Origin of the sequence: Streptomyces sp. Qhu_M48 (assembly GCF_051305195.1) — a bacterium.
Lineage (GTDB): Bacteria > Actinomycetota > Actinomycetes > Streptomycetales > Streptomycetaceae > Streptomyces.
Genome location: NZ_CP195432.1, coordinates 6,791,972 through 6,810,175 on the forward strand (window position 1 = coordinate 6,791,972; position 18,204 = coordinate 6,810,175).

The window sequence follows — 18,204 nt, forward strand, 5'->3', positions numbered from 1 at the left end:
CCCGGGGCCCCACGGACCCGGGGGGGCGCCCGTCACGGCACGCCCCGCCCCCGCGTCGGCCGGATCAGAACTCGTCGGCGCCGTTGCGGAGTTCGTACGTCCAGTAGCCGGTCTTCGCGGCGGCCTCGCCGACGGCCAGGCCGCCCGCGGGCGCCTGGACGACGACGCTGCCCTCGGCCGGGCCGTCGGCTGCGAAGAGGTTCACGTTGAAGCTCTTCACGACCTCGGTGTCCTCGTCGACGCCGCCGAGCGCGATCCGCACGTTGGCGTACGCGGGCGCGCCGGCCTTCAGGACGATCGGGGCGGCCGGCTTGCTCTTCGCGACGGCCGGGACGTCCTTGGCGGTCTGGATCGGACCGAAGGCGATCAACGGGTACTCGAGCAGGGTGCAGGCGCGGCCGGAGGTGTTGGTGGCGGTGAGGACGATGTGCTCGGTCGGGACCTCGTCCGCCTTGGCCGCCGTGACCTTGACGTCGCCGTGGGCGCAGGCGGGCGCCTTGGCGGAGGACGTACCGCCGCCGGTGCCGCCGCCGGCCGTGGTGCCGGTCGTGGACCCCTTCGTGGCGGTGCCGCCGGTGGCGGTGGAGCCCCCGGTGGAGCCGGAACCCGAGCCGCTCTGGGCGGCGGTCCGGTCGGCGGTGCCGTCGGTGGCGGGCGCGCCGTCGGCGGTGGCCCCGGTGGTCTGCGGCGCGCTGCTCGCGCTGCCCGCGTCCTTCGCGCCGGTGGCGCCGTCACCGCCGCCGCAGGCGGTCAGGCCGAGCGAGAGGGCGGCGACCGCGGCGGCGGCCAGGACGGTGGTCTTGCGGTGGTGGTGACGCATGGTGGTTCCCCCGTAAACGCGGATGGTCGATGCACGCAATCCGTGCTGTGACCAGCTTCCGGTGCCGCGCTGCCGTCCCGCTTGCGTACCGCTAACGATCCGCTGACAGGCGCGAAAGGCCTGCCGCCGCCCGCGCCGAACCCTCGGTGAAGCCGGCGGCCTCGGAGGCGACGATCGCGCGTTCCAGCTGGTCGGCGGCCTCGTCGAGGCGACCGATGCCGGCCAGCGCCTCACCCCGGACGATCTGCAGCTGGGCGTGCACGACCACCGCGTCGGGGGCGACGAGTTCCCCGGCGCGAAGGGTGTGCGTGAGCGCCGCCTCGTGGTCCCCCGCCTTCAGGCAGTGCCCCGCGAGGTGCTGGAGGGTCAGGGCCTGGGTGGAGGGGTGGCCCGTCCGGTCGGCGAGCGAGACCGCGTGGACCATGAGCAGGCCGGCCCGCTCGTGCTCCCCGGTCGCGTCCAGGACGGCGGCGTAGTTGACGTAGGCGATCGCCTCGCTGATCGTGTCGCCCGCCCGGGCGGCGAGGCGGGGGGCCTTCTCCAGGTGGACGAGGGCCTCGGCGTTCCGGCCCTCCTCGTGCAGGATCCAGCCGAGCAGGGCCCTCGCGCGCGACTGCGCGTCGAGGTCGCCGACGTGCTCGGCCGAGGCGAGCCCGGCCTCCAGGAGCGGCGTCCAGCCGTCCCCGATCCGCATGAGCATCAGGGGCCACTGCACCAGAGCGAGCCTCCAGGCCCGGTCGTGCAGGCCGAGGGCGGCCGCGGTGGTGACGGCGCCCTCCAGGGCAGCGCGTTCGGCCACGTACCAGTCGAGGGCCGCCGTACGGTCCTCGAACTCACGCGTCGAGGCGGGCCGCCGGGCGTCGGCGGGCAGCGCGTAGCAGGGCTGGGAGCCGGGCTCGGCCGCGGCGTCGGCCGCGAGCCCCGTGTAGAGGTAGTGGTCGAAGAGCCGGTGCAGGCCCTCGGGATCGGCCTGCGGGGCGAGATGGCGGGCGTAGAGGCGCACCAGGTCGTGCGGCGTCCAGCGGCCGGGGACGGACTCGGTGAGCAGATGGGCGGCGGCGAGCCGGTCCAGGTCGGCGGAGGCCTGCGTGGGGGTCGTCCCGGCGAGCGCGCCCGCCGCGAACCGGTCCAGGTCGGAGCCGGTGTGCAGGCCGATCGCGCGGAACAGCCGGGCCGCGGACTCGGGCAGCTGCTGCACGGTGAGGTGCAGCGCGGCGGAGACGCCCCGGTCCTCGACGTCGAGCAGCGTCAGCCTGCCCTGCTCGTCGGCGAGTTCGCCGACCATCGCGTCGAGCGTCCACTGGGGGCGTTCGGCCAGCCGGGCGGCCGTCACGCGCAGCGCGAGCGGGAGTCCGTCGCAGAGTCCGGCGAGCCGTGCGGCGGCGGCGGGTTCGGCGGCGACCCGCGTCTCGCCGAGGACGGTGGTGAGCAGGGCCGCCGAGTCGGCGGGCGGGAGGAGCCCGAGCGGCACCGGCCGGGCCGCGTCGGAGGCGACGAGGCCGCCGAGCCGGTCGCGGCTGGTGACCAGGGTGGTGCAGTGGTCGCCGCCGGGCAGCAGGGGCCTGACCTGTTCGGAGGAGCGGGCGTTGTCGAGGACGACGAGCAGTCTGCGGGTCCCGGTCAGGGAGCGGAAGAGCGCGCCCCGCGCCTCGACGGCCTCCGGGATCCGCTGGGGCGGTACGCCGAGCGCGAGCAGGAACTCGCGCAGGACGGCGGCGGTCTCGGGCGCCGGGGTGTCGCTGAAGCCGCGCAGGTCGGCGAAGAGCCGCCCGTCGGGGAAGTCGGTGCGGCGCTCGTACGCCCAGTGCACGGCGAAGGCGGTCTTGCCGACGCCGGCCGGTCCGGTGACGAGGCAGACGGGTCCGTCGCCGAGGCGGACCGCCCGGTCGAGCGCGGCCAGTTCGGCGCCGCGCCCGGTGAAGCCGCGCGGGGCCCGGGGCAGCCCTTCCGGCGCCGGGACGTCGGCCGCCGGTGCGGCGGGGCGGGGCGGGGAGACGGGTCCGCCGGAGCGGAGCAGTGTCGCGTACGCCTCGCTGAGCGCCTCGCCCGGGTCGACGCCCAGCTCCTCGGCGAGCAGCCGCCGGGTGCGGTGGTACCAGTCGATCGCGTCGGACTGGCGTCCGGAGCGGCCGAGCGCCAGCATCAGCGCGGCCGCGAGGGATTCCCGCAGCGGATGCGCGACGGCCTCGGTGCGCAGGACGGCGGCGGCCCTGCCGTGCTCGCCGAGTTTCCCGTACGCCTCCGCCAGCGCCTCCACGGAGGCCAGCCGCAGCTCCTCCAGGCCGCCGGCCGCCGCCTCCAGGGGGCGGCTGTGCACGGTTCCTGTGAGGGCCGGGCCCTGCCAGTACGAGAGTGCCTCGCGGAGCATCCGTACCGCGTCGGCGGGGTGGCGCTGTACGCCGGCGAGGGTCACGAGCTCTTCAAAGCGGTGCGCGTCGACCAGCGACTCCGGCATGCGCAGGACATAGGCCGAGCCCTGGGTGGCGAGTTCGACGCCGTAGGCCTCCGCACCGTGTTCGGCGAGGAGCGCCCGGAGCCGCGAGACGTGCCCCTGGAGCACGGTCTTGGCGTGGGTGGGCGGTTCCTCCTCCCACAGCGCGTCGATCAACTGGCCCACGTTCACCGCGCCGTTGGGTCGCAGCAGGAGCATGACGAGCAGGCTGGACCGCTTGGCGGGCCCCAAGGCTACGTCCCCGTCCTCCGTCACCAGCGCGACGGAGCCCAGCAGCCGGAACTCCACCTGTATACCTCCGCCTTCCCTTCCCCCGTTCCCCGGCTGTCGAGGATACGTGGGGTGGAGGGGCCGCCCGCGCCGGGCCCGTGCCTCCGCCTCGGTGATTTCGGCCGAAACTGAGCCAACCGACAGGCGCGGAAGACTGTCCGCCGGGACACGGGCGAGAAATACCGTTCATTTCACCGCTTTCGGCGGGGGCTCACCGAACGGCCGGAAAGGATCGACCGGCCCATAATTCATCCGCACCGAAGTTCAGGCGTGTGCAGAAGGTTTGCGCAGCGAAACAACGGCCTGAATATTCATTTCTGATCTACCGGGACGGGGAAGCGTGGGGGCGGACGACTACGTGGTCAAGCCCTGCGGCCTCGCCGAATTGACGGCCCGGATCGAGGCCGTGACGCGCCGGGTACGACCGCAGCCCTCCCTTCCCGCCGATGTCATCACGGTGGGCTCGCCGCGCATCGACCAGCGCACCCGGAAATACGTCTCGACGGCCGGTGCGTAGAGGTGACCAGAAAGGAATTCGATCTGCTCCGTCTGCTCGCGTCGCGGCCCGGCGGTGTTCTCTCGCGCCGAGAGATCATGACCCAGGTGTGGAGCGACCCGCGGGCGAAACCCGGCCGGACCGTCGACACGCACATCAGCAGCCTGCGCGGAAAACTCGGCCGCAACCGGTGGATCACCACGGTGCGCGGTGTCGGTTTCCGATTCGGAATGTCCGGAAGCTCAGCCGCGCGCGGCCACGAACTCCTTGACCGAGGAGATGACGTAATCCAGCATCTCGTCGGTGAGCCCCGGGTACACCCCGATCCAGAAGGTGTGCTCGGTGATGATGTCGCTGTTCGTCAGCTCGCCGACGACCCGGTGCGGCCGGCCGATGTAGGCCGGGTGCCGGGTCAGGTTTCCGGCGAACAGCCGGCGGGTGCCGATCTTCCGGTCCTCCAGGAAGGCGACGAGTTCGGCGCGGGTGTACGCCGCCTCGGGGTCCACCGTGAGCACGAATCCGAACCAGCTCGGGTCGGAGCGGGGGGTGGCCTCCGGGAGGAGAAGACCCGGGACACCGTCCAGGCCGTCCCGCAGCCGCCGCCAGTTGCGCTTCCTGGCGTCGATGAAGTCGTCCAGCTTGGCCAGCTGCGTCAGCCCCAGGGCCGCCTGGATGTCGGTCGCCTTCAGGTTGTAGCCGACGTGCGAGAAGATGTACTTGTGGTCGTACCCGGCGGGCAGGGTGCCCATCTGGTACTGGAAGCGCTTGAGGCACTTGTCGTTCTCGCCGGGCTCGCACCAGCAGTCCCGGCCCCAGTCCCGCAGCGACTCCACGATCCGGGCGAGGCCCAGGTTCGACGTCAGCACGCAGCCGCCCTCCCCCATGGTGAGGTGGTGGGCCGGATAGAAGCTGACGGTGGTCATGTCACCGAAGGTGCCGGTGAGCTTCCCGTCGTACAGCGAGCCGACGGCGTCGCAGTTGTCCTCGATCAGGAACAGGTCGTGTTCCTCCGCGAGTTGGGCGATCTCCGTGACGGGGAACGGGTTGCCCAGCGCGTGCGCGATGATGATCGCCCGCGTCTTCGGGCCGATCGCCGCCGCCACCCGGTCGGCCGTCGCGTTGCAGGTGGTCAGGTCGACGTCCACGAAGACCGGGACGAGACCGTTCTGCAGGATCGGATTGACCGTGGTCGGGAAGCCCGCCGCCACGGTGATCACCTCGTCGCCCGGCTTCAGCCGCCGGTCCTCCAGGACGTGCGAGGTGAGCGCCGACACGGCGAGCAGGTTCGCCGAGGAGCCGGAGTTGGTGAGGTGGGCCTTGCGGCGCTTGAGCTTGCGGGCGAAGGCCGACTCGAACTTCCGGGAGCTCCGCCCGGCGGCGATGCGCATCTCCAGCGCGGCCTCCACCAGGGCGGTCCGGTCCGCCTCGTCCAGCACCGCGCCGGACGGCCAGATCTCCGTCGTACCGGGGACGAACTCCCGCTGCGGGGAGACCTCCTGGTGGTACTTGCGGACCTCTTCGAGAACCTGTTCCTTGCGGTCGCTCACGGTGATTCCTCTTCCATGTCGGATGCGTGGGGCGTGGCGCCGAGCGGGTGCCCCGGCGGCAGTACGGGCGCGAGCACATCGCGCAGGGAGTCGTCGAGGGACCGGCGCGGGCGCCAGTCGAGGAGTCGCCCGGCGCGGGCGACGTCCAGCCGCTGGGAGGCGACGTCGGTGCGCGAGGGCGGGCCTTCGGCGTCCTCGGTGACCGGGACCTCGACACCGCTGAGCGAGACCATGCGGTGGATCAGGCCCCGCATCGGGACCGCCTCGCCCCGGCCGATGTTGATCACACGGCCCGAGACGGCGGCCGCCGGTGCCGTGGCCGCGGCGAGCACCGCGGCGACGGTGTCACCGGCGTCCACCAGGTCGCGGGCCGCGCGCAGCGGCGGGAGCCGCAGTTCGGCGGCCTTCCCGCCGCGCGCGACGGCGTGCGCGGCCGTCCCGAGGTGGGCCGCGACCCGGCCGAAGAGGCTGCCCTCGGGCACTCCGGCGCCGATGACGTTGGCGAGCCGGAGCACCACGCCGTCGACGCCCCGCTCCTCGGCGCCGCGCAGGACGGCCCGGGTGCCCGCGAGCTTGGTACGTCCGTACGGGGTGACCGGGTCCGGCGCGTGGTCCTCGCCGGTGGCGGCGTCCGGCGCGCCGGCCCCGTACTCGTGGACGCTGCCGAGCTGGACCAGCCGGACCGGCGGGCCGGACCGCCCGGCGAGCACCGCGACGAGGCGCTCGACCAGTTCGGCGTTGCCCGCGGCCATCTCCTCCTCGTCGGCCCGCCAGGCCCGGCCGGCCGCGTTGACCACCACGTCGGCGGCGGTGGCGTCGAGGAGAGCGGCGATCTCCCCGGGCGTCGCCGCCAGCAGATCGAGGCGGACGGTCTCCTCCGGCGTCGCCGCGGGCGGACCGGGCCGGCCTGCCGTGCGGTCCCGCGTGTCCCCGCCGGTGCGGGACACGGGATGGACCCGGGCGCCGCCCGCGGCGAGGGCCCGGACGAGGTGGCGGCCCAGGAAGCCGGTGCCGCCGAGGACGACGACCGAGAGACCGGTCACCGGGCGGGCGTCAGGCCTCATGGCGCGCCTCCCCCGTGACGCCCTTCCACCGGTCGGGGTTGTCCCGGTACCAGGCGACCGTGGCGGCCAGACCCTCGTCGAATCCGGTCAGCGGGGTGTAGCCGAGCTGCTCGCGGATCTTGGACTCGTCGAGCGAGTACCGCAGGTCGTGGCCCTTGCGGTCCGGGACCCGGCGGATCATCTCCGGTCCCGCGCCGGTCAGCGCGAGCAGCTTCTCGGTGAGGGCGAGGTTCGTGAACTCGTCGCCGCCGCCGATGTGGTAGATCTCGCCGGGCTTCCCGCCGCCCAGGACCAGGTGGATGCCGCGGCAGTGGTCGTCGACGTGCAGCCACTCGCGGACGTTGCGCCCGTCTCCGTACAGCGGGACCCGGCGGCCCTCCAGCAGGTTCGTGACGAACAGCGGGATGAGCTTCTCGGGGTGCTGGTGGGGCCCGTAGTTGTTGGAGCAGCGCGTGATCGACAGGTCCACGCCGTGGGTGCGCCAGTACGCCCGGGCGACCAGGTCCGATCCTGCCTTCGAGGCGGCGTACGGGGAGTTGGGCGCCAGGGGCCACTCCTCGGTCCAGGAGCCCTTGTCGATCGAGCCGTACACCTCGTCCGTGGAGACGTGCACGACCCGTTCCACGCCGCTCTCGCGTACGGCGTCCAGCAGGGTCTGGGTGCCCAGGACGTTGGTACGGAAGAACGCGTCGGCGCCCTCCAGGGAGCGGTCGACGTGCGACTCGGCCGCGAAGTGGACCACGGCGTCGTGGCCCGGCACCAGTTCGCGCATCAGGTCGCGGTCGCAGACGTCGCCGTGGACGAACTCCAGCCGCTCGTGCGCGGCGGGCAGGTTGGCCCGGTCGCCCGCGTACGTCAGCTTGTCCAGGGCGGTGACCCGGGCGCCCTCCCAGCCGGCGTACCCGTCGGCCAGCAGGGTGCGGGCGAAGTGGGAGCCGATGAACCCGGCCGCTCCGGTGACCAGGATCCTCATCGGGGCTCCCTGGCCGTGCTGAAGCGCCGGACGATCGGCATCTCCACGTACCGGTGCAGCAGCCAGGCCAGGGCGAGGGAGACGGCGAGGGTCGACACGACGTAGACGGCCACCATCGCCACCGAGTCGAACGGGCCGTGGAGCACCTTGCTGTGGAAGGCGTAGAGCACCAGGTGGTGGCAGAGGTAGAAGGCGAACGACACGTTCCCGAGCAGCACCATCGTGGGCGAGGACAGGAACGTCGGGCGCCGTGCGGCGTCCCCCTGCGCGGCGGCGACGATGAGCAGCACGCAGGGGATCAGCAGGGGCGCCCGCTGGCCGAAGAGGTACGGGGTGTTGCTCGCCACGACGTAGCAGGGCACGAACGAGGCCAGCGCCCATCCCATGCCCACCCGGGGGAAGCGGCCGGAGGTCACCAGGAGCGCGGCGAACACGCCCGCGAAGAAGTCACACAGCCGGCCGAGCGGGAGCACGTACGCGAACCACGTCTGGAAGCCCATCTGGTCCGGCGCTCCGACGAGTTCACCGGCTCCGGCGGGCAGGACGTAGGCGAGGACCGGGACGAGGAAGGCGACGGCCACGCAGACGGCCAGGCCCGTCCAGGCCGCGCGACGGCCCAGGCGGCGGAACCTCCCGATGACGAGCGGGAAGACCAGGTAGAACACGGCCTCCACGGCGAGGGACCAGCCCGGCGTCAGGACGCTGAAGGAGACCTCCGGGTTCGGCACCCACACCTGGAGGAAGGTCGCGTAGGCGAGCAGGTCCTGCCACCGGACGCCCAGGTCCCACAGCAGCACCGTCGCGGCGGCGCCGGACACGTAGTACAGCGGCAGGATCTTGACGAACCGGCGGCGGTAGAAAGCGCCGGTGCGGTCGGTGGTGCGCGCGGACCAGGTGAGGACGAAGCCGCTGAGGATGAAGAAGAAGCCCACTCCGAGGCCGCCCAGCTGACCGGTGACGGCCTGGACGGCGGCGTTGCGCTCCTGGTCGGTGAAGGTGGGCAGGACCAGGCTCGCGGAGCCTATGAGGAGGAAGGACGAGTGGCATACGAAGACCGCGAGCGCCGCGAAAAAACGCAGCCCGGTCAGCGAGTCGAGCCTGGCCGGCGGCGCCCCCTCCCGGGGCGCCGCCGGCCGCTGGCGTATTTCCGCTTCCTGTGTCATGGCTTTCCTTCGGAGGAGTACGGCCCGCGGCCGGCTGCGTCGCGGGTGGGCTGCTGACGGAAAACAAGAAAGGGACGCCGGAATACGGCGTCCCTTTCACCGACCACCCGGGGTGTCGCCCCGGAGGTCAATCGGATCGGATTCTCACGACACGGCGGGCGCGATGTTGTGATTCGAGCGGAACAGGTTGGTCGGGTCGTACTTCGCCTTGATCTGGGCGAGCCGCTCCCCGGTGGCCCCGGGGTAGAGGACGTCCCGGATCTCCTCCGGCCCCGCGTGCGCCACGAAGTTGACGTAGGCGCCGGAGTCGGACTGCCGGATGGCGGCCATGAACTCCTCGGCCCAGGTCTCGTGCACCTCGGCCTCGGCCGGATCGGCGTAGACGGCGGTCAGGTGCGCCATGATCCGGCTCTGCCGGTGGACGAAGGCGGTGGCGTCGGACGGGACCCGCGCGATGGCCCCGCCGAGCACCCGCAGCTGCGCCCCGGCGACCTGCGCGCCGGAGGCGGTGACGCGCTCCAGGATGGTCTCGGCGGTGGCGCGGTCGACCCGGTCGATGAACATGTTGCGCACGGCGGAGACGGGGTGCTGCGAGGGGTCCGCCGGACCGAAGATCCCGGGGTAGGGGACGGCCCGCACCATGTCGGCCAGCGGCGGGGCGATCGCCCGGAACCGGTCGACGACCTTCTCGCCGGTCTCGGCGGGACCGGCGTAGCACAGCACCGCGAGGATGATCGGCTTGCCGTGGTACTCGGCGGGCACGAACGGGAACGGGGGCGCCGTCCACACGTTCACGATGACGGAGAGCTCCTCGGGGGCGGCCTCGGCCTCGGCGACGAAGGCCTCCAGGATCTCGGGGGTCACCGGGAGGACCATGATTCCGCCGTACACGCCGTCGAGCTCGTGCAGCCTGAACTTGAAGCGGGTCGCGACCCCGAAGTTCCCGCCGCCGCCGCGGACGGCCCAGAACAGGTCGGGGTGGTGGTGCTCGTCCACCGTCAGGAGTTCGCCGTCAGCGGTGACGATCTCCGCCGCCAGCAGGTCGTCGATGGTCATGCCGTGCTTGCGGGACAGGAACCCGATGCCGCCGCCCAGGGTGATGCCGCCGACCCCGACCATGGTGCTGTCGCCGAACCCGGTCGCGAGCCCGTGCGCCGCGGCGGCCTCGGTGTACTCACCGGCGGAGATGCCGGTCTCGGCCCAGGCCGTACGGGCCGCCACGTCGATCTCCAGGGCGCGCATATGGGCCAGGTCCAGGACGATGCCGCCCTCGCAGACCCCGTGCCCGGCTCCGCTGTGACCGCCGCTGCGGACGGCCAGTTCGAGCCCGGTCTCCCGCGCCAGCGCCACGACGCGTGCCACCTGCTCGGCGTCGCGGGGCCGCAGGATGACGGCGGGCCTGCGGTCGACGTCGCCCACGTAGACGGTGCGCGCCGCCTCGTACTCGGCATCGCCGGGCGCGATGACCTGCCCGTACCGCTCGTCGGTGAGTTCCCCGATCGACAGGGGGGTGCGGCCGAGAGGCGCTGTCACAGAGTGACTCCTTCATATGGTTCTTCAGTGAATTCAGCCCGATATCGAAGAGTTCGCACCCTGCCATCCGGGCATTTTTTCTGTCAAACACACGACGGAACTACCGCTCACATTCGGCCAGTCATCCGGTTTCTCGCCGAATCACGTTCGCGGTGGGCTCCGCCGGAATTCATCCGGTGTTATCCGCGGGCGGGTCCGAACCACCGGGTGAGCGCCGCGACGAGGGCCTCGGTGTCGGTCTCCGGCAGGTCCGGGTCGGCGGGGCCGGTGGACGCGACCCAGGCGACATGGCCGTCGGGGCGGATCAGGGCCGCCGCGGGAGCCGGGACCTCGCCGAGCACCGGGAACGCCCAGTGGTCGTCCTGGGGCTCCGCCTCGACGAGGTCCACCCGGTCCGCCCAGCCTTCGACGGCGGTACGCAGCTCGGACCGGCCGGTGTAGTCGAGCAGCACGGGTCGCGCGCCGTGCAGCAGCTCGAAGACGCGTATCTGTCCGGTCGGCGACTTGATGTCGAGGTCGGTCATCCGGCGGCCGAGGGCCGGATGACCGTCGCCCACCGGGTAGCGGGTGTCGAGCTGGCTGATGACTCCGCCCAGGTACCGGTTGCCGTCCTCGAACTCGATGAGGTCGTGGAACACCTCGCGGAGCGCGTCGGCGTGCTGGCCCGCGCGCCAGAGGGAGGTCTGCGCGCGGATGTTGTTGAGCATGTGCGTGGTGTGCAGGTGCCGCTCGTCGTGGTAGCTGTCGAGCAGCGTGTCGGGGGCCTGTCCGCGGACGACCGCGGCGAGCTTCCAGCCGAGGTTGACGGCGTCCTGGAGACCGAGGTTCAGTCCCTGTCCGCTGGAGGGGAAGTGGACGTGCGCGGCGTCCCCGGCCAGCAGGACCCGTCCCACGCGGAACTGGTCGACCAGGCGGCAGGCGTCGCTGAACCGGTCGAGCCGGCGGGGGCTGTGCATGCCCCAGTCGGTGCCGGCGATGTCGGTGCACGCCTCGCTGAGCGTCTCCAGGGTCACCGGCTCGTCCCGGTCCGTGACCTTGTCGAACTCCACGGTGATGATCCGGAACATGCCGGGGTACTCGGACTTGAAGTTCATGTAGAACCCGTTGTCCCGTCGGCCCTCGGGTCCGAAGACGACCTCGGCGGGCGGGTCGGTGAGCTCGACGTCGCCCAGTTGCGCGGTCAGCGTGGCGTCGGTGCCGGGGAAGGCGATGCCGGTCAGCTTGCGTACGGTGCTCCGGCCGCCGTCACAGCCCACCAGGTAGTCGGCCCGCAGCCGCTCGGTCCCCTCCTCCCCGGCGATCTCCACCTCGACCCCGGTGCCGTCCTGGTGCAGACCGATCACCTCGGCGGGCCGCCTCAGCCGCACGCCCAGCTCGATCGCGCGGTCCTCCAGGAGCTGCTCGATCCGGGACTGGTGGATGGCGACCGCGTACGGGTGCCGCGTCGGGAAGCCCTCGATGTCCAGGTGCATGAAGGCGAAGTGGGCGAGCGGTTGCGCGCTGCCCTCCGCGAGGAACCGGTCCACGATCCCGCGCTGGTCGAGGAGCTCCACGCTCCGGGCGTGGAGGCCGCCGGCCCGCGACTCACCGGTCCGCCGCGCGAGCCGTTCGAGCACCAGCACGTCCACTCCGGCGAGCCGCAGCTCGCAGGCGAGCATCAGCCCGGTCGGGCCACCGCCGGCGATGATCACATCTGCCATGAGGACACCTCTCTCCTGCCGCCTCGGGCCTGCGCGCGGGCGGTTCGTTCACGGGTGGTGGGCCGGCCGGAGCCGGGCCGGGCGCCGAGGATCTCCACGGCGACCGTTCGGGGGGGGCGGGAGCCACCGACCGCCGGTGGCTCCCGGACGCCGCTACCGGAAGTCGGCCGCGTGCTCGGCGGCCCACTGGTCGAAGGTGCGGGCGGGGCTGCCGGTGACCTCCTCGACGGTCCGCGTGACCTCCGCCGGGACGCCGACGAGCCCGGCCTGGAAGGTGAGGAGCATGTCCACGAAGGCGGCCGGGACGTTGTTCCTGATCATCTGCTCGCGCGCGACCTCCGGTGCCGACTCCTCGTACCGCACCGGCCGTCCGAGGGCCAGGCCGATCCGCCGGACCTGCTCGGCCTGGGTGAGCGACTCCGGCCCGGTCAGCACGTACTTCGCGCCCACGTGCCCGTCCGTGAGGAGCGCGCGGGCGGCGACGTCCGCGATGTCCCGCTCGTGGACGAGCGCCATCTCGGCCCCCGCGAAGGGGCCGCGCACCACGTCGCCCGCGCTGATCTGCGGCGCCCACTGCAGGGTGTTGACGGCGAACGCGCCGGGCCGGACGAAGGTCCAGTCGAGGCCGGACGCCTCGACCTCGCGCTCGACCTCCTTGTGGAAGGCCACGATCTCGTTGTCGGCGTGCTCGCCGCTGTACTCGACGGCCGACGAGGAGAGCAGGACGACCCGGCGCACCCCGTGCTCCCGCGCGGCCCGCAGGACCGGCCCCGCCGTACCCGGCGAGGGGAAGAGGAACAGCGCGGACACGCCCTTCAGCGCGGGCTCCACCGTCTCCGGCCGGGTGAGGTCGCCCCCCACCACCTCGGCCGCCGCCGGCAGGCGGGCCTCCTCGGGACGACGGGTCAGCGCGCGTACGGCCGCTCCGGCGGCGAGCAGTCGACCGACGACATGACGACCGACGTTCCCGGTCGCTCCGGTCACCAAAAACACAGGCCCCTCCACAGCTCGGGCAATTCCGGGTGGTTCTCAGTCGCGTTGTTCGGGTGGCGCCCGGCCGCGTGGCTCCGATGGCGCCCGGCCGCGGCATCGCGGTGGCGCCCGGCCGCGTCACTCCGCACGTGATCGCTCCGCCAGGCCGGCGAAGCGGCCGGAGTGGAAGATCAACGGCCGTGCGTCGGGCCCGAGGGACCAGTCCACCGCTTCGGCGACGACCAGTTCGTGGTCCCCCGCGACCTGGACCGTCCTGATCCGGCAGTCCAGCCAGCCGAGTCCGCCCGCCGCCACCGGGTGCCCGGCGGCGGTCCTGGCCCACTCCCCGCCGCCGAAGCGGTCCGTGCCGCGTGTCGCGAAGGTCCGGCAGACCTCCTCCTGCGCGTCGCTGAGGATCGTGACGGCGAAGCCGCCCGCGGCTCGGACCGTCGGCCACGTGGTCGAGGTCAGCGCGGCGCAGAAGGCGATCAGGGGCGGCTCCAGCGACACGGAGGTGAAGGAGTTCACCGCCATGCCGACCGGACCGCCGTCCGACTCCGCCGTCACCAGCACCACTCCGGTGCCGAAACGCCCCAGGACGTCGCGGAAACCGCGCTGGGTCAACACTGTTCGCGCCCCCTGCTCTCTCCGGGGCTTCAGCGGAAGCCGTCGGCGTTGTCGCGCGCCCACCGCGCGAACGTCCGCGCCGGCCGCCCCGTCACCTTCTCGACCGTGGGCAGGGCCTCGGTCTCCGCCACGGTGGGGTTGCCGAGGAAGTCCAGGGTCGCGGCCACGATCTCGGCCGGCATGAACGCGGCCATCTCCTCGCCGGCCCGTTCCGCGGTGATCTCCTCGTGCCGCAGCCTCCGTCCGATCGCCTCGCCGATCGCCGCCACCTGCTCGACCGGCGTCACCGGCCGGGGGCCGCTCAGCGGATAGACCTCGCCGGCGTGCCCGTCCCGGGTGAGCGCGGTCCTGGCCACCGCCGCGATGTCACCGGGGTGGACGGCGGGCAGGCCCACCCGCGCGAACGGTGTGCGGACGACGTCGCCCTGGGCGATCTGGGAGGCCCAGGCCCGGGTGTTGGAGGCGAACTGGCCCGGACGCAGGAACGTCCACTCCAGACCCGACGCCTCGACGGCGCGCTCGGCGTCCCGGTGCACCCTGCCGATCAGGGAGTCCGGGCGGGTCTCCACGGCGACGCTGGAGAGCAGCACGATCCGCCGTATCCCGGCGCGGACCGCCTCCTCGACGACCGCGACCTCGTTCCCGGACATCATGAGGAAGAGCGCGTCCACCCCGGAGAAGGCCTTGCCCAGCGACTCCGGTGAGGCGAAGTCCCCGCCGACCACCTCCACGCCGGCCGGGAGCGCGGCCCGTCCCGGGTCGCGGCTGAGCGCCCGGACGGGGACCTCCTCGTCCCGCAGCTGCCGCAGCAGCTCGCCCCCCACGTTGCCCGTGGCACCGGCTACCAGAATCATTTCGTCCCCTTCCGGAACGTGTCGGCGTGGTCGGCGACCCACTGGGCGAAGCTCAGCCCGGGCCTCCCCAGGTAGGGGTCGACCGGTGAGATCTCGTGCGGACGGCCGACCATGGTCGCGAACATCCGCAGCCGCGCCTCCACGGCGTGCGGCGGAATGCCGGCCGCGAGCCACTCCTGCCGGGCCTCGTCGTGGCCGAGCTCCGCGAAGCGGACCGGCTCGCCCGTCACCTCGCCGATGATCCGTGCGCGGTCGGCGTAGCTGAGCGACTCGGGCCCGCTGAACAGCGGTGCCTGACCGACGAGTTCGTCGGTCAGCAGGGCTCGCGCGGCCACCGCGGCGATGTCCCGCTCGTGCACCGGGGCGGTCCGGGCGTCCCCGAAGGGGAACCGGGCGACGCCGTCGGTACGGATCGTCCCGGCCCACTCCAGGGCGGTCGCCGCGAGCCCTCCGGCGGGGCGCAGGAACGTCCACTCCGCGCCGGTCTCCAGGATCTGGCGCTCCAGCTCCCGGTGCTTCACGGCGATCATGTTCTTGGGGTCGTCGTCGAGGACCGAGTACGACGACAGGGCGACGATACGGCTGACGCCCGCCTCCTTCAGCCGGGCGATCGGCTCGGCGGAGCCCCCCGGGAACGCGGCCATGACGAAGAAGGCCGACGTGATGCCGGACAGGGGCAGATCGGCGGTGGCGGCCACCTCGACGCCGGCGGGCAGGTCGGCCCCGGCCGGGTCGCGGCTGAGCGCCCGCACCTTCCGGCCGGCGGCGAGCAACGCGTCCACGAGCGGCCTGCCGACGTGTCCGGTGGCTCCGGATACCAAGATCATCGTTGTCTCCTTCAGGCCGGACCGGCGAGGCCCTGGGTGTAGTCGAGCGCGGCGGGCTCGAACTGCATGACCGCGTGGCTCGCGACCGAGCGCACGTCCCGCCAGTGCCGCTGCAGCGGATGCCCGTCCTCCTGGGCCCGGGTGCCGCCGATCCCCAGCAGCCGGTCGGTCGCGTCGGCCAGCATCCGCAGCGCCAGCGCGAAGTCCCTGCGGTTGCGGCGCGCGAGCTCCGGCGTCAGCGCGCCGCCGTCCACGACGGCGGAGGCCCGCCCGAGGAGCAGTTCGGCCGCGTCGATCTCTCCGGCGGCCCGGGCGAACTCCACCTGGTAGGCCTGGCCGGCGGCGGCCCGGGGGCCCGTCGGGGCGACCGCCACGAGCTGCGCGGCGACCGCGAGCGCGCCCCGCGCGGCACCCAGTACGGGAGCGACGAACGTCAGCCCGCTCACGGCGGGGTTCGGCACCGGGGGGCGCTTCGGCAGGCCCACCGTCGCGCCCCGGAACGCGTCCTCGCGCAGGCAGACCCTGTGCTCGGGCACGAACATGTCGTCCAGGACGAGCGTGTGGCTGCCGGTGCCCCGCATGCCGAGGGAGGACCAGGTGTCCTCGAAGGTGTAGTCCCGGCGCGGCACCGCGAAGAGCCGCATCGGCTGCCCGCCGGACTTGGGGCCGGGCGCGGGGCCGGTCAGCAGCGCCCAGTCGGCGTGCTCGACTCCGCTGACGTAGGTCCAGGAGCCGGTGAGGCGGAAGCCGCCCTCCACCGTGACCGCCGAACCCAGCGGCTTGATGACGGCCGCCACCAGCGTGTCGGGGCCGTCCCCCCAGATGTCGGCCTGGCCCTGCTCGGGCAGGCAGGCCACGTACCGGGCGGCGTGGGCGGCGAGGCAGGCGAGCCACGCCGTCGAGGAGCACTCCTCGCCCAGCTTCGCCACGGCGGCGGTCAGTTCGGTGTAGCCGCGCTCGGCCCCGCCCCAGCGGGCCGGAACCAGCCACCGGGCGAAGCCGGCGTCCACCACGGCCCGTACGACCTCCGGGCTCACCCGGCGTTCGGCGTCGGCCTGCGCGGCCTGCGCCCCGGCCAGCTTGGCGACCTCGGCCAACGTCACCTGTGTCTCCGGTGAGAGTGACATTCCGGTGGTTCCCCCTTTCACGCGCCGTCGAGGACGGGCGGGATGTTGTGGTTGATGCGGAACAGGTTGTGCGGGTCGTACACGGCCTTCAGCCGGGTCAACCGCCGGTGGTCGGGCTCCGCGTAGGCCCGCCGGACCCGCTCGGGGCCGGAGTCGTGGTCGAACAGGAATCCCGGCAGCAGTTCGCCGGTGTCCCAGGGCCGCAGCCGCTCCAGCACCTCGTCCAGGGTCCGGCGCGCCTCCTCGGCGGGGGCGGGCGACCGCGTCCACAGGTGGAAGGCCGCGTCCCGGGCGCCCACCGCGTGCGGCCGCTCGGGCGGTCGGCTCACCGCCCCGCCCAGGTGGCGCAGTTCGATGCCGGGCACCGGCCCCCCGGGCCGCTCCCGGTCGATGAGGGAGACCAGCGTCTCGACGGCCGTGTCGTCCAGCTCGCCCAGCAGGGCGCTGCGGAAGTGCACGTGGACCGGGTGCCTCGGGCCGTGGTGGATCCCGCTGAGCCGGGTGTACGGCAGGGTGGCGCAGGTGTCCCGCTCGGGGGCGAGCGCGCGCAGCGGCTCCACCAGCCGGCCGCCGCGCTCCTCGTCGAGGGTGCAGACGACGTGCACGAGCACGAACGAGCGGCCGCGGTACTCCTCGGCCACCTGCGGCTCGTCCGGGAACCCGAGGAGGGTCACCGAGGACGACATCTCGTCCGGCTGGTCCTTGGCCCAGGCCAGGTAGGACCGCACCACGTGCGCCGCGTGCGCGGGGTCCTCGCCGGGGTAGTAGAGCTCCCCGGCGTAGACGGACCGCAGCGGCACCAGGTCGATCTCGGCGGCGGTCACCACGCCGAAGTTGCTCTTGCCGCCCCGTACCGCCCAGAACAGGTCGGGTTCCCGGGTGGGCGAGACGGTGCGGGCCCGGCCGTCGGCGGTGACGAGGTCCAGGGAGCGGACCCGGTCCGCGGCGAAGCCGTGCGTACGGCAGGTCAGCGGCAGTCCGCCGCCGGTCAGGAAGCCCATCACGCCGACGTCGGCCGAGGAGCCGCACAGGGGCGCGAGGCCGTGTGCGGCGGTGGCGGCGACGACCTCGCCCCAGCGCAGTCCCGCACCGACGCGGGCCGTTCCGGCCCGGGGATCGACCGAGAGTTCGCGCAGTTCCCCGGTGGAGACGAACACCGCGCCGTCGGCGGGCACCGATCTGCCGTGGCCGGTCGACTCCACCGCGACCGGCCGGTTCTCCGCGGCGGCGAACCGTACGGCGGCGGCCACGTCGTCGGCGTCGGCGGCGACCACGACCGCGGCGGGCCGGTGTGCGACGTCGAGCAGCCAGCCGGAGGTGGCCTCCTCGAAGCCGTCGTCCCCGGGGTGGAGTGCGCGGCCGCGGATCGTGGCGCCCAGGGTCACCAGGTGGTGCCAGCCGGCCGGTTCCGCGGCGACGCGGGCACCGGCGAACTCGCCCCTGGTGGTGCGCACCAGGACGTCGTCGGGGGTGAGGATCCGGGCGGCGCCGATTCCCTCGTGCGTGTCCCCCCGGAGGTGGGCCTCGACGTGGACCTCCAGCCGCCCCGGGTGGCCGGCGGCCGGCGTGAAGGTCTCGGTGAGTTCGTACGAGAACCGTCCCGCCTCCCCCTCGGTCCAGGTCCCGGTGCCGACCGTGACGGGCGTGCGCAGCGCGATCGTCCCGTCGGGCGCGAAGGAGATGACGTAGGGGTCGGTCCGCTCGTCGTGACGCACCGAACCGGTCCACACCCCCACGGGGGTGTGGACCGGTTCGGGCGCGGGGTGTGTACCCGCCATG

At 73.3% G+C, this 18,204-nt stretch carries 15 protein-coding genes and 1 pseudogene; 2 read left to right on the forward strand and 14 right to left on the reverse strand.

What is annotated here, in order from left to right; all coding sequences use genetic code 11:
- Positions 1–64 precede the first annotated feature (64 nt).
- Together ACRRSS_RS30330 and ACRRSS_RS30335 are read right to left on the reverse strand one after the other, a co-directional pair.
- Positions 65–820, reverse strand: coding sequence for a DUF4232 domain-containing protein (locus tag ACRRSS_RS30330; protein ID WP_435974232.1), 756 nt, complete (start codon positions 818–820; stop codon positions 65–67).
- Between the two features lie 91 nt (positions 821–911).
- Positions 912–3,560, reverse strand: a complete 2,649-nt coding sequence (locus ACRRSS_RS30335; protein WP_435974233.1) for a BTAD domain-containing putative transcriptional regulator — start codon at positions 3,558–3,560, stop codon at positions 912–914.
- A 322-nt stretch (positions 3,561–3,882) separates the two neighbouring features.
- On the opposite strand from ACRRSS_RS30335, the gene ACRRSS_RS30340 reads away from it, so the two are divergent.
- Entirely contained in the window at positions 3,883–4,059 is a 177-nt protein-coding gene (locus ACRRSS_RS30340) for a hypothetical protein (protein ID WP_435974234.1), read from the forward strand.
- 2 nt (positions 4,060–4,061) lie between these two features.
- Positions 4,062–4,205, forward strand: a pseudogene (locus ACRRSS_RS30345) (helix-turn-helix domain-containing protein); the annotation flags it as partial.
- 75 nt (positions 4,206–4,280) lie between these two features.
- On the opposite strand, the gene rfbH reads toward ACRRSS_RS30345, so the two are convergent.
- The 12 genes from rfbH to ACRRSS_RS30405 form a co-directional block, all read right to left on the reverse strand.
- The gene (gene rfbH, locus ACRRSS_RS30350; protein WP_435974235.1) at positions 4,281–5,585 is read right to left on the reverse strand and encodes a lipopolysaccharide biosynthesis protein RfbH; all 1,305 of its coding nucleotides are present in this window, start codon (positions 5,583–5,585) and stop codon (positions 4,281–4,283) included.
- On the reverse strand, positions 5,582–6,649 hold the full coding sequence (locus tag ACRRSS_RS30355) for an NAD-dependent epimerase/dehydratase family protein (protein ID WP_435974236.1): 1,068 nt from the start codon (positions 6,647–6,649) through the stop codon (positions 5,582–5,584). Before ACRRSS_RS30355 ends, rfbH begins: the two co-directional genes overlap by 4 nt.
- A complete protein-coding gene (rfbB, locus tag ACRRSS_RS30360; protein ID WP_435974237.1) occupies positions 6,639–7,622 on the reverse strand; it encodes a dTDP-glucose 4,6-dehydratase in 984 nt (327 codons plus the stop codon). The genes ACRRSS_RS30355 and rfbB overlap by 11 nt, the downstream gene beginning before the upstream one ends.
- Positions 7,619–8,785, reverse strand: a complete 1,167-nt coding sequence (locus tag ACRRSS_RS30365; protein WP_435974238.1) for an acyltransferase family protein — start codon at positions 8,783–8,785, stop codon at positions 7,619–7,621. The genes rfbB and ACRRSS_RS30365 overlap by 4 nt, the downstream gene beginning before the upstream one ends.
- 144 nt (positions 8,786–8,929) lie before the next feature.
- Positions 8,930–10,318, reverse strand: a complete 1,389-nt coding sequence (locus tag ACRRSS_RS30370) for an FAD-binding oxidoreductase (protein ID WP_435974239.1) — start codon at positions 10,316–10,318, stop codon at positions 8,930–8,932.
- A 179-nt stretch (positions 10,319–10,497) separates the two neighbouring features.
- A complete protein-coding gene (locus ACRRSS_RS30375; RefSeq protein ID WP_435974240.1) occupies positions 10,498–12,018 on the reverse strand; it encodes an FAD-dependent monooxygenase in 1,521 nt (506 codons plus the stop codon).
- 153 nt (positions 12,019–12,171) lie between these two features.
- Positions 12,172–13,002: an NAD(P)H-binding protein gene (locus tag ACRRSS_RS30380; RefSeq protein ID WP_435974241.1), complete on the reverse strand. Its 831-nt coding sequence runs from the start codon at positions 13,000–13,002 to the stop codon at positions 12,172–12,174.
- 126 nt (positions 13,003–13,128) lie between these two features.
- Positions 13,129–13,614, reverse strand: coding sequence for a flavin reductase family protein (locus ACRRSS_RS30385; protein WP_435974242.1), 486 nt, complete (start codon positions 13,612–13,614; stop codon positions 13,129–13,131).
- A gap of 32 nt (positions 13,615–13,646) precedes the next feature.
- Positions 13,647–14,471 carry an SDR family oxidoreductase gene (locus tag ACRRSS_RS30390; RefSeq protein WP_435974243.1) on the reverse strand — a complete coding sequence of 275 codons (825 nt, stop codon included), beginning with the start codon at positions 14,469–14,471 and terminating at the stop codon, positions 13,647–13,649.
- On the reverse strand, positions 14,468–15,298 hold the full coding sequence (locus tag ACRRSS_RS30395; RefSeq protein WP_435974244.1) for an SDR family oxidoreductase: 831 nt from the start codon (positions 15,296–15,298) through the stop codon (positions 14,468–14,470). The genes ACRRSS_RS30390 and ACRRSS_RS30395 overlap by 4 nt, the downstream gene beginning before the upstream one ends.
- A gap of 11 nt (positions 15,299–15,309) precedes the next feature.
- Positions 15,310–16,425 carry an acyl-CoA dehydrogenase family protein gene (locus ACRRSS_RS30400; protein ID WP_435974245.1) on the reverse strand — a complete coding sequence of 372 codons (1,116 nt, stop codon included), beginning with the start codon at positions 16,423–16,425 and terminating at the stop codon, positions 15,310–15,312.
- Between the two features lie 17 nt (positions 16,426–16,442).
- Positions 16,443–18,203 carry an FAD-binding oxidoreductase gene (locus ACRRSS_RS30405; RefSeq protein ID WP_435974246.1) on the reverse strand — a complete coding sequence of 587 codons (1,761 nt, stop codon included), beginning with the start codon at positions 18,201–18,203 and terminating at the stop codon, positions 16,443–16,445.
- Between the last annotated feature and the right edge of the window lies 1 nt (position 18,204).

What these genes read in the sequence shown, in the direction of transcription:
- ACRRSS_RS30330 (WP_435974232.1), bottom strand. Translation starts at nt 820, where the DNA reads ATGCGTCACCACCACCGCAAGACCACCGTCCTGGCCGCCGCCGCGGTC.
- ACRRSS_RS30400 (WP_435974245.1), bottom strand. Translation starts at nt 16,425, where the DNA reads ATGTCACTCTCACCGGAGACACAGGTGACGTTGGCCGAGGTCGCCAAG.
- ACRRSS_RS30395 (WP_435974244.1), bottom strand. Translation starts at nt 15,298, where the DNA reads ATGATCTTGGTATCCGGAGCCACCGGACACGTCGGCAGGCCGCTCGTG.
- ACRRSS_RS30365 (WP_435974238.1), bottom strand. Translation starts at nt 8,785, where the DNA reads ATGACACAGGAAGCGGAAATACGCCAGCGGCCGGCGGCGCCCCGGGAG.
- rfbB (WP_435974237.1), bottom strand. Translation starts at nt 7,622, where the DNA reads ATGAGGATCCTGGTCACCGGAGCGGCCGGGTTCATCGGCTCCCACTTC.
- ACRRSS_RS30355 (WP_435974236.1), bottom strand. Translation starts at nt 6,649, where the DNA reads ATGAGGCCTGACGCCCGCCCGGTGACCGGTCTCTCGGTCGTCGTCCTC.
- ACRRSS_RS30375 (WP_435974240.1), bottom strand. Translation starts at nt 12,018, where the DNA reads ATGGCAGATGTGATCATCGCCGGCGGTGGCCCGACCGGGCTGATGCTC.
- ACRRSS_RS30390 (WP_435974243.1), bottom strand. Translation starts at nt 14,471, where the DNA reads ATGATTCTGGTAGCCGGTGCCACGGGCAACGTGGGGGGCGAGCTGCTG.
- ACRRSS_RS30405 (WP_435974246.1), bottom strand. Translation starts at nt 18,203, where the DNA reads ATGGCGGGTACACACCCCGCGCCCGAACCGGTCCACACCCCCGTGGGG.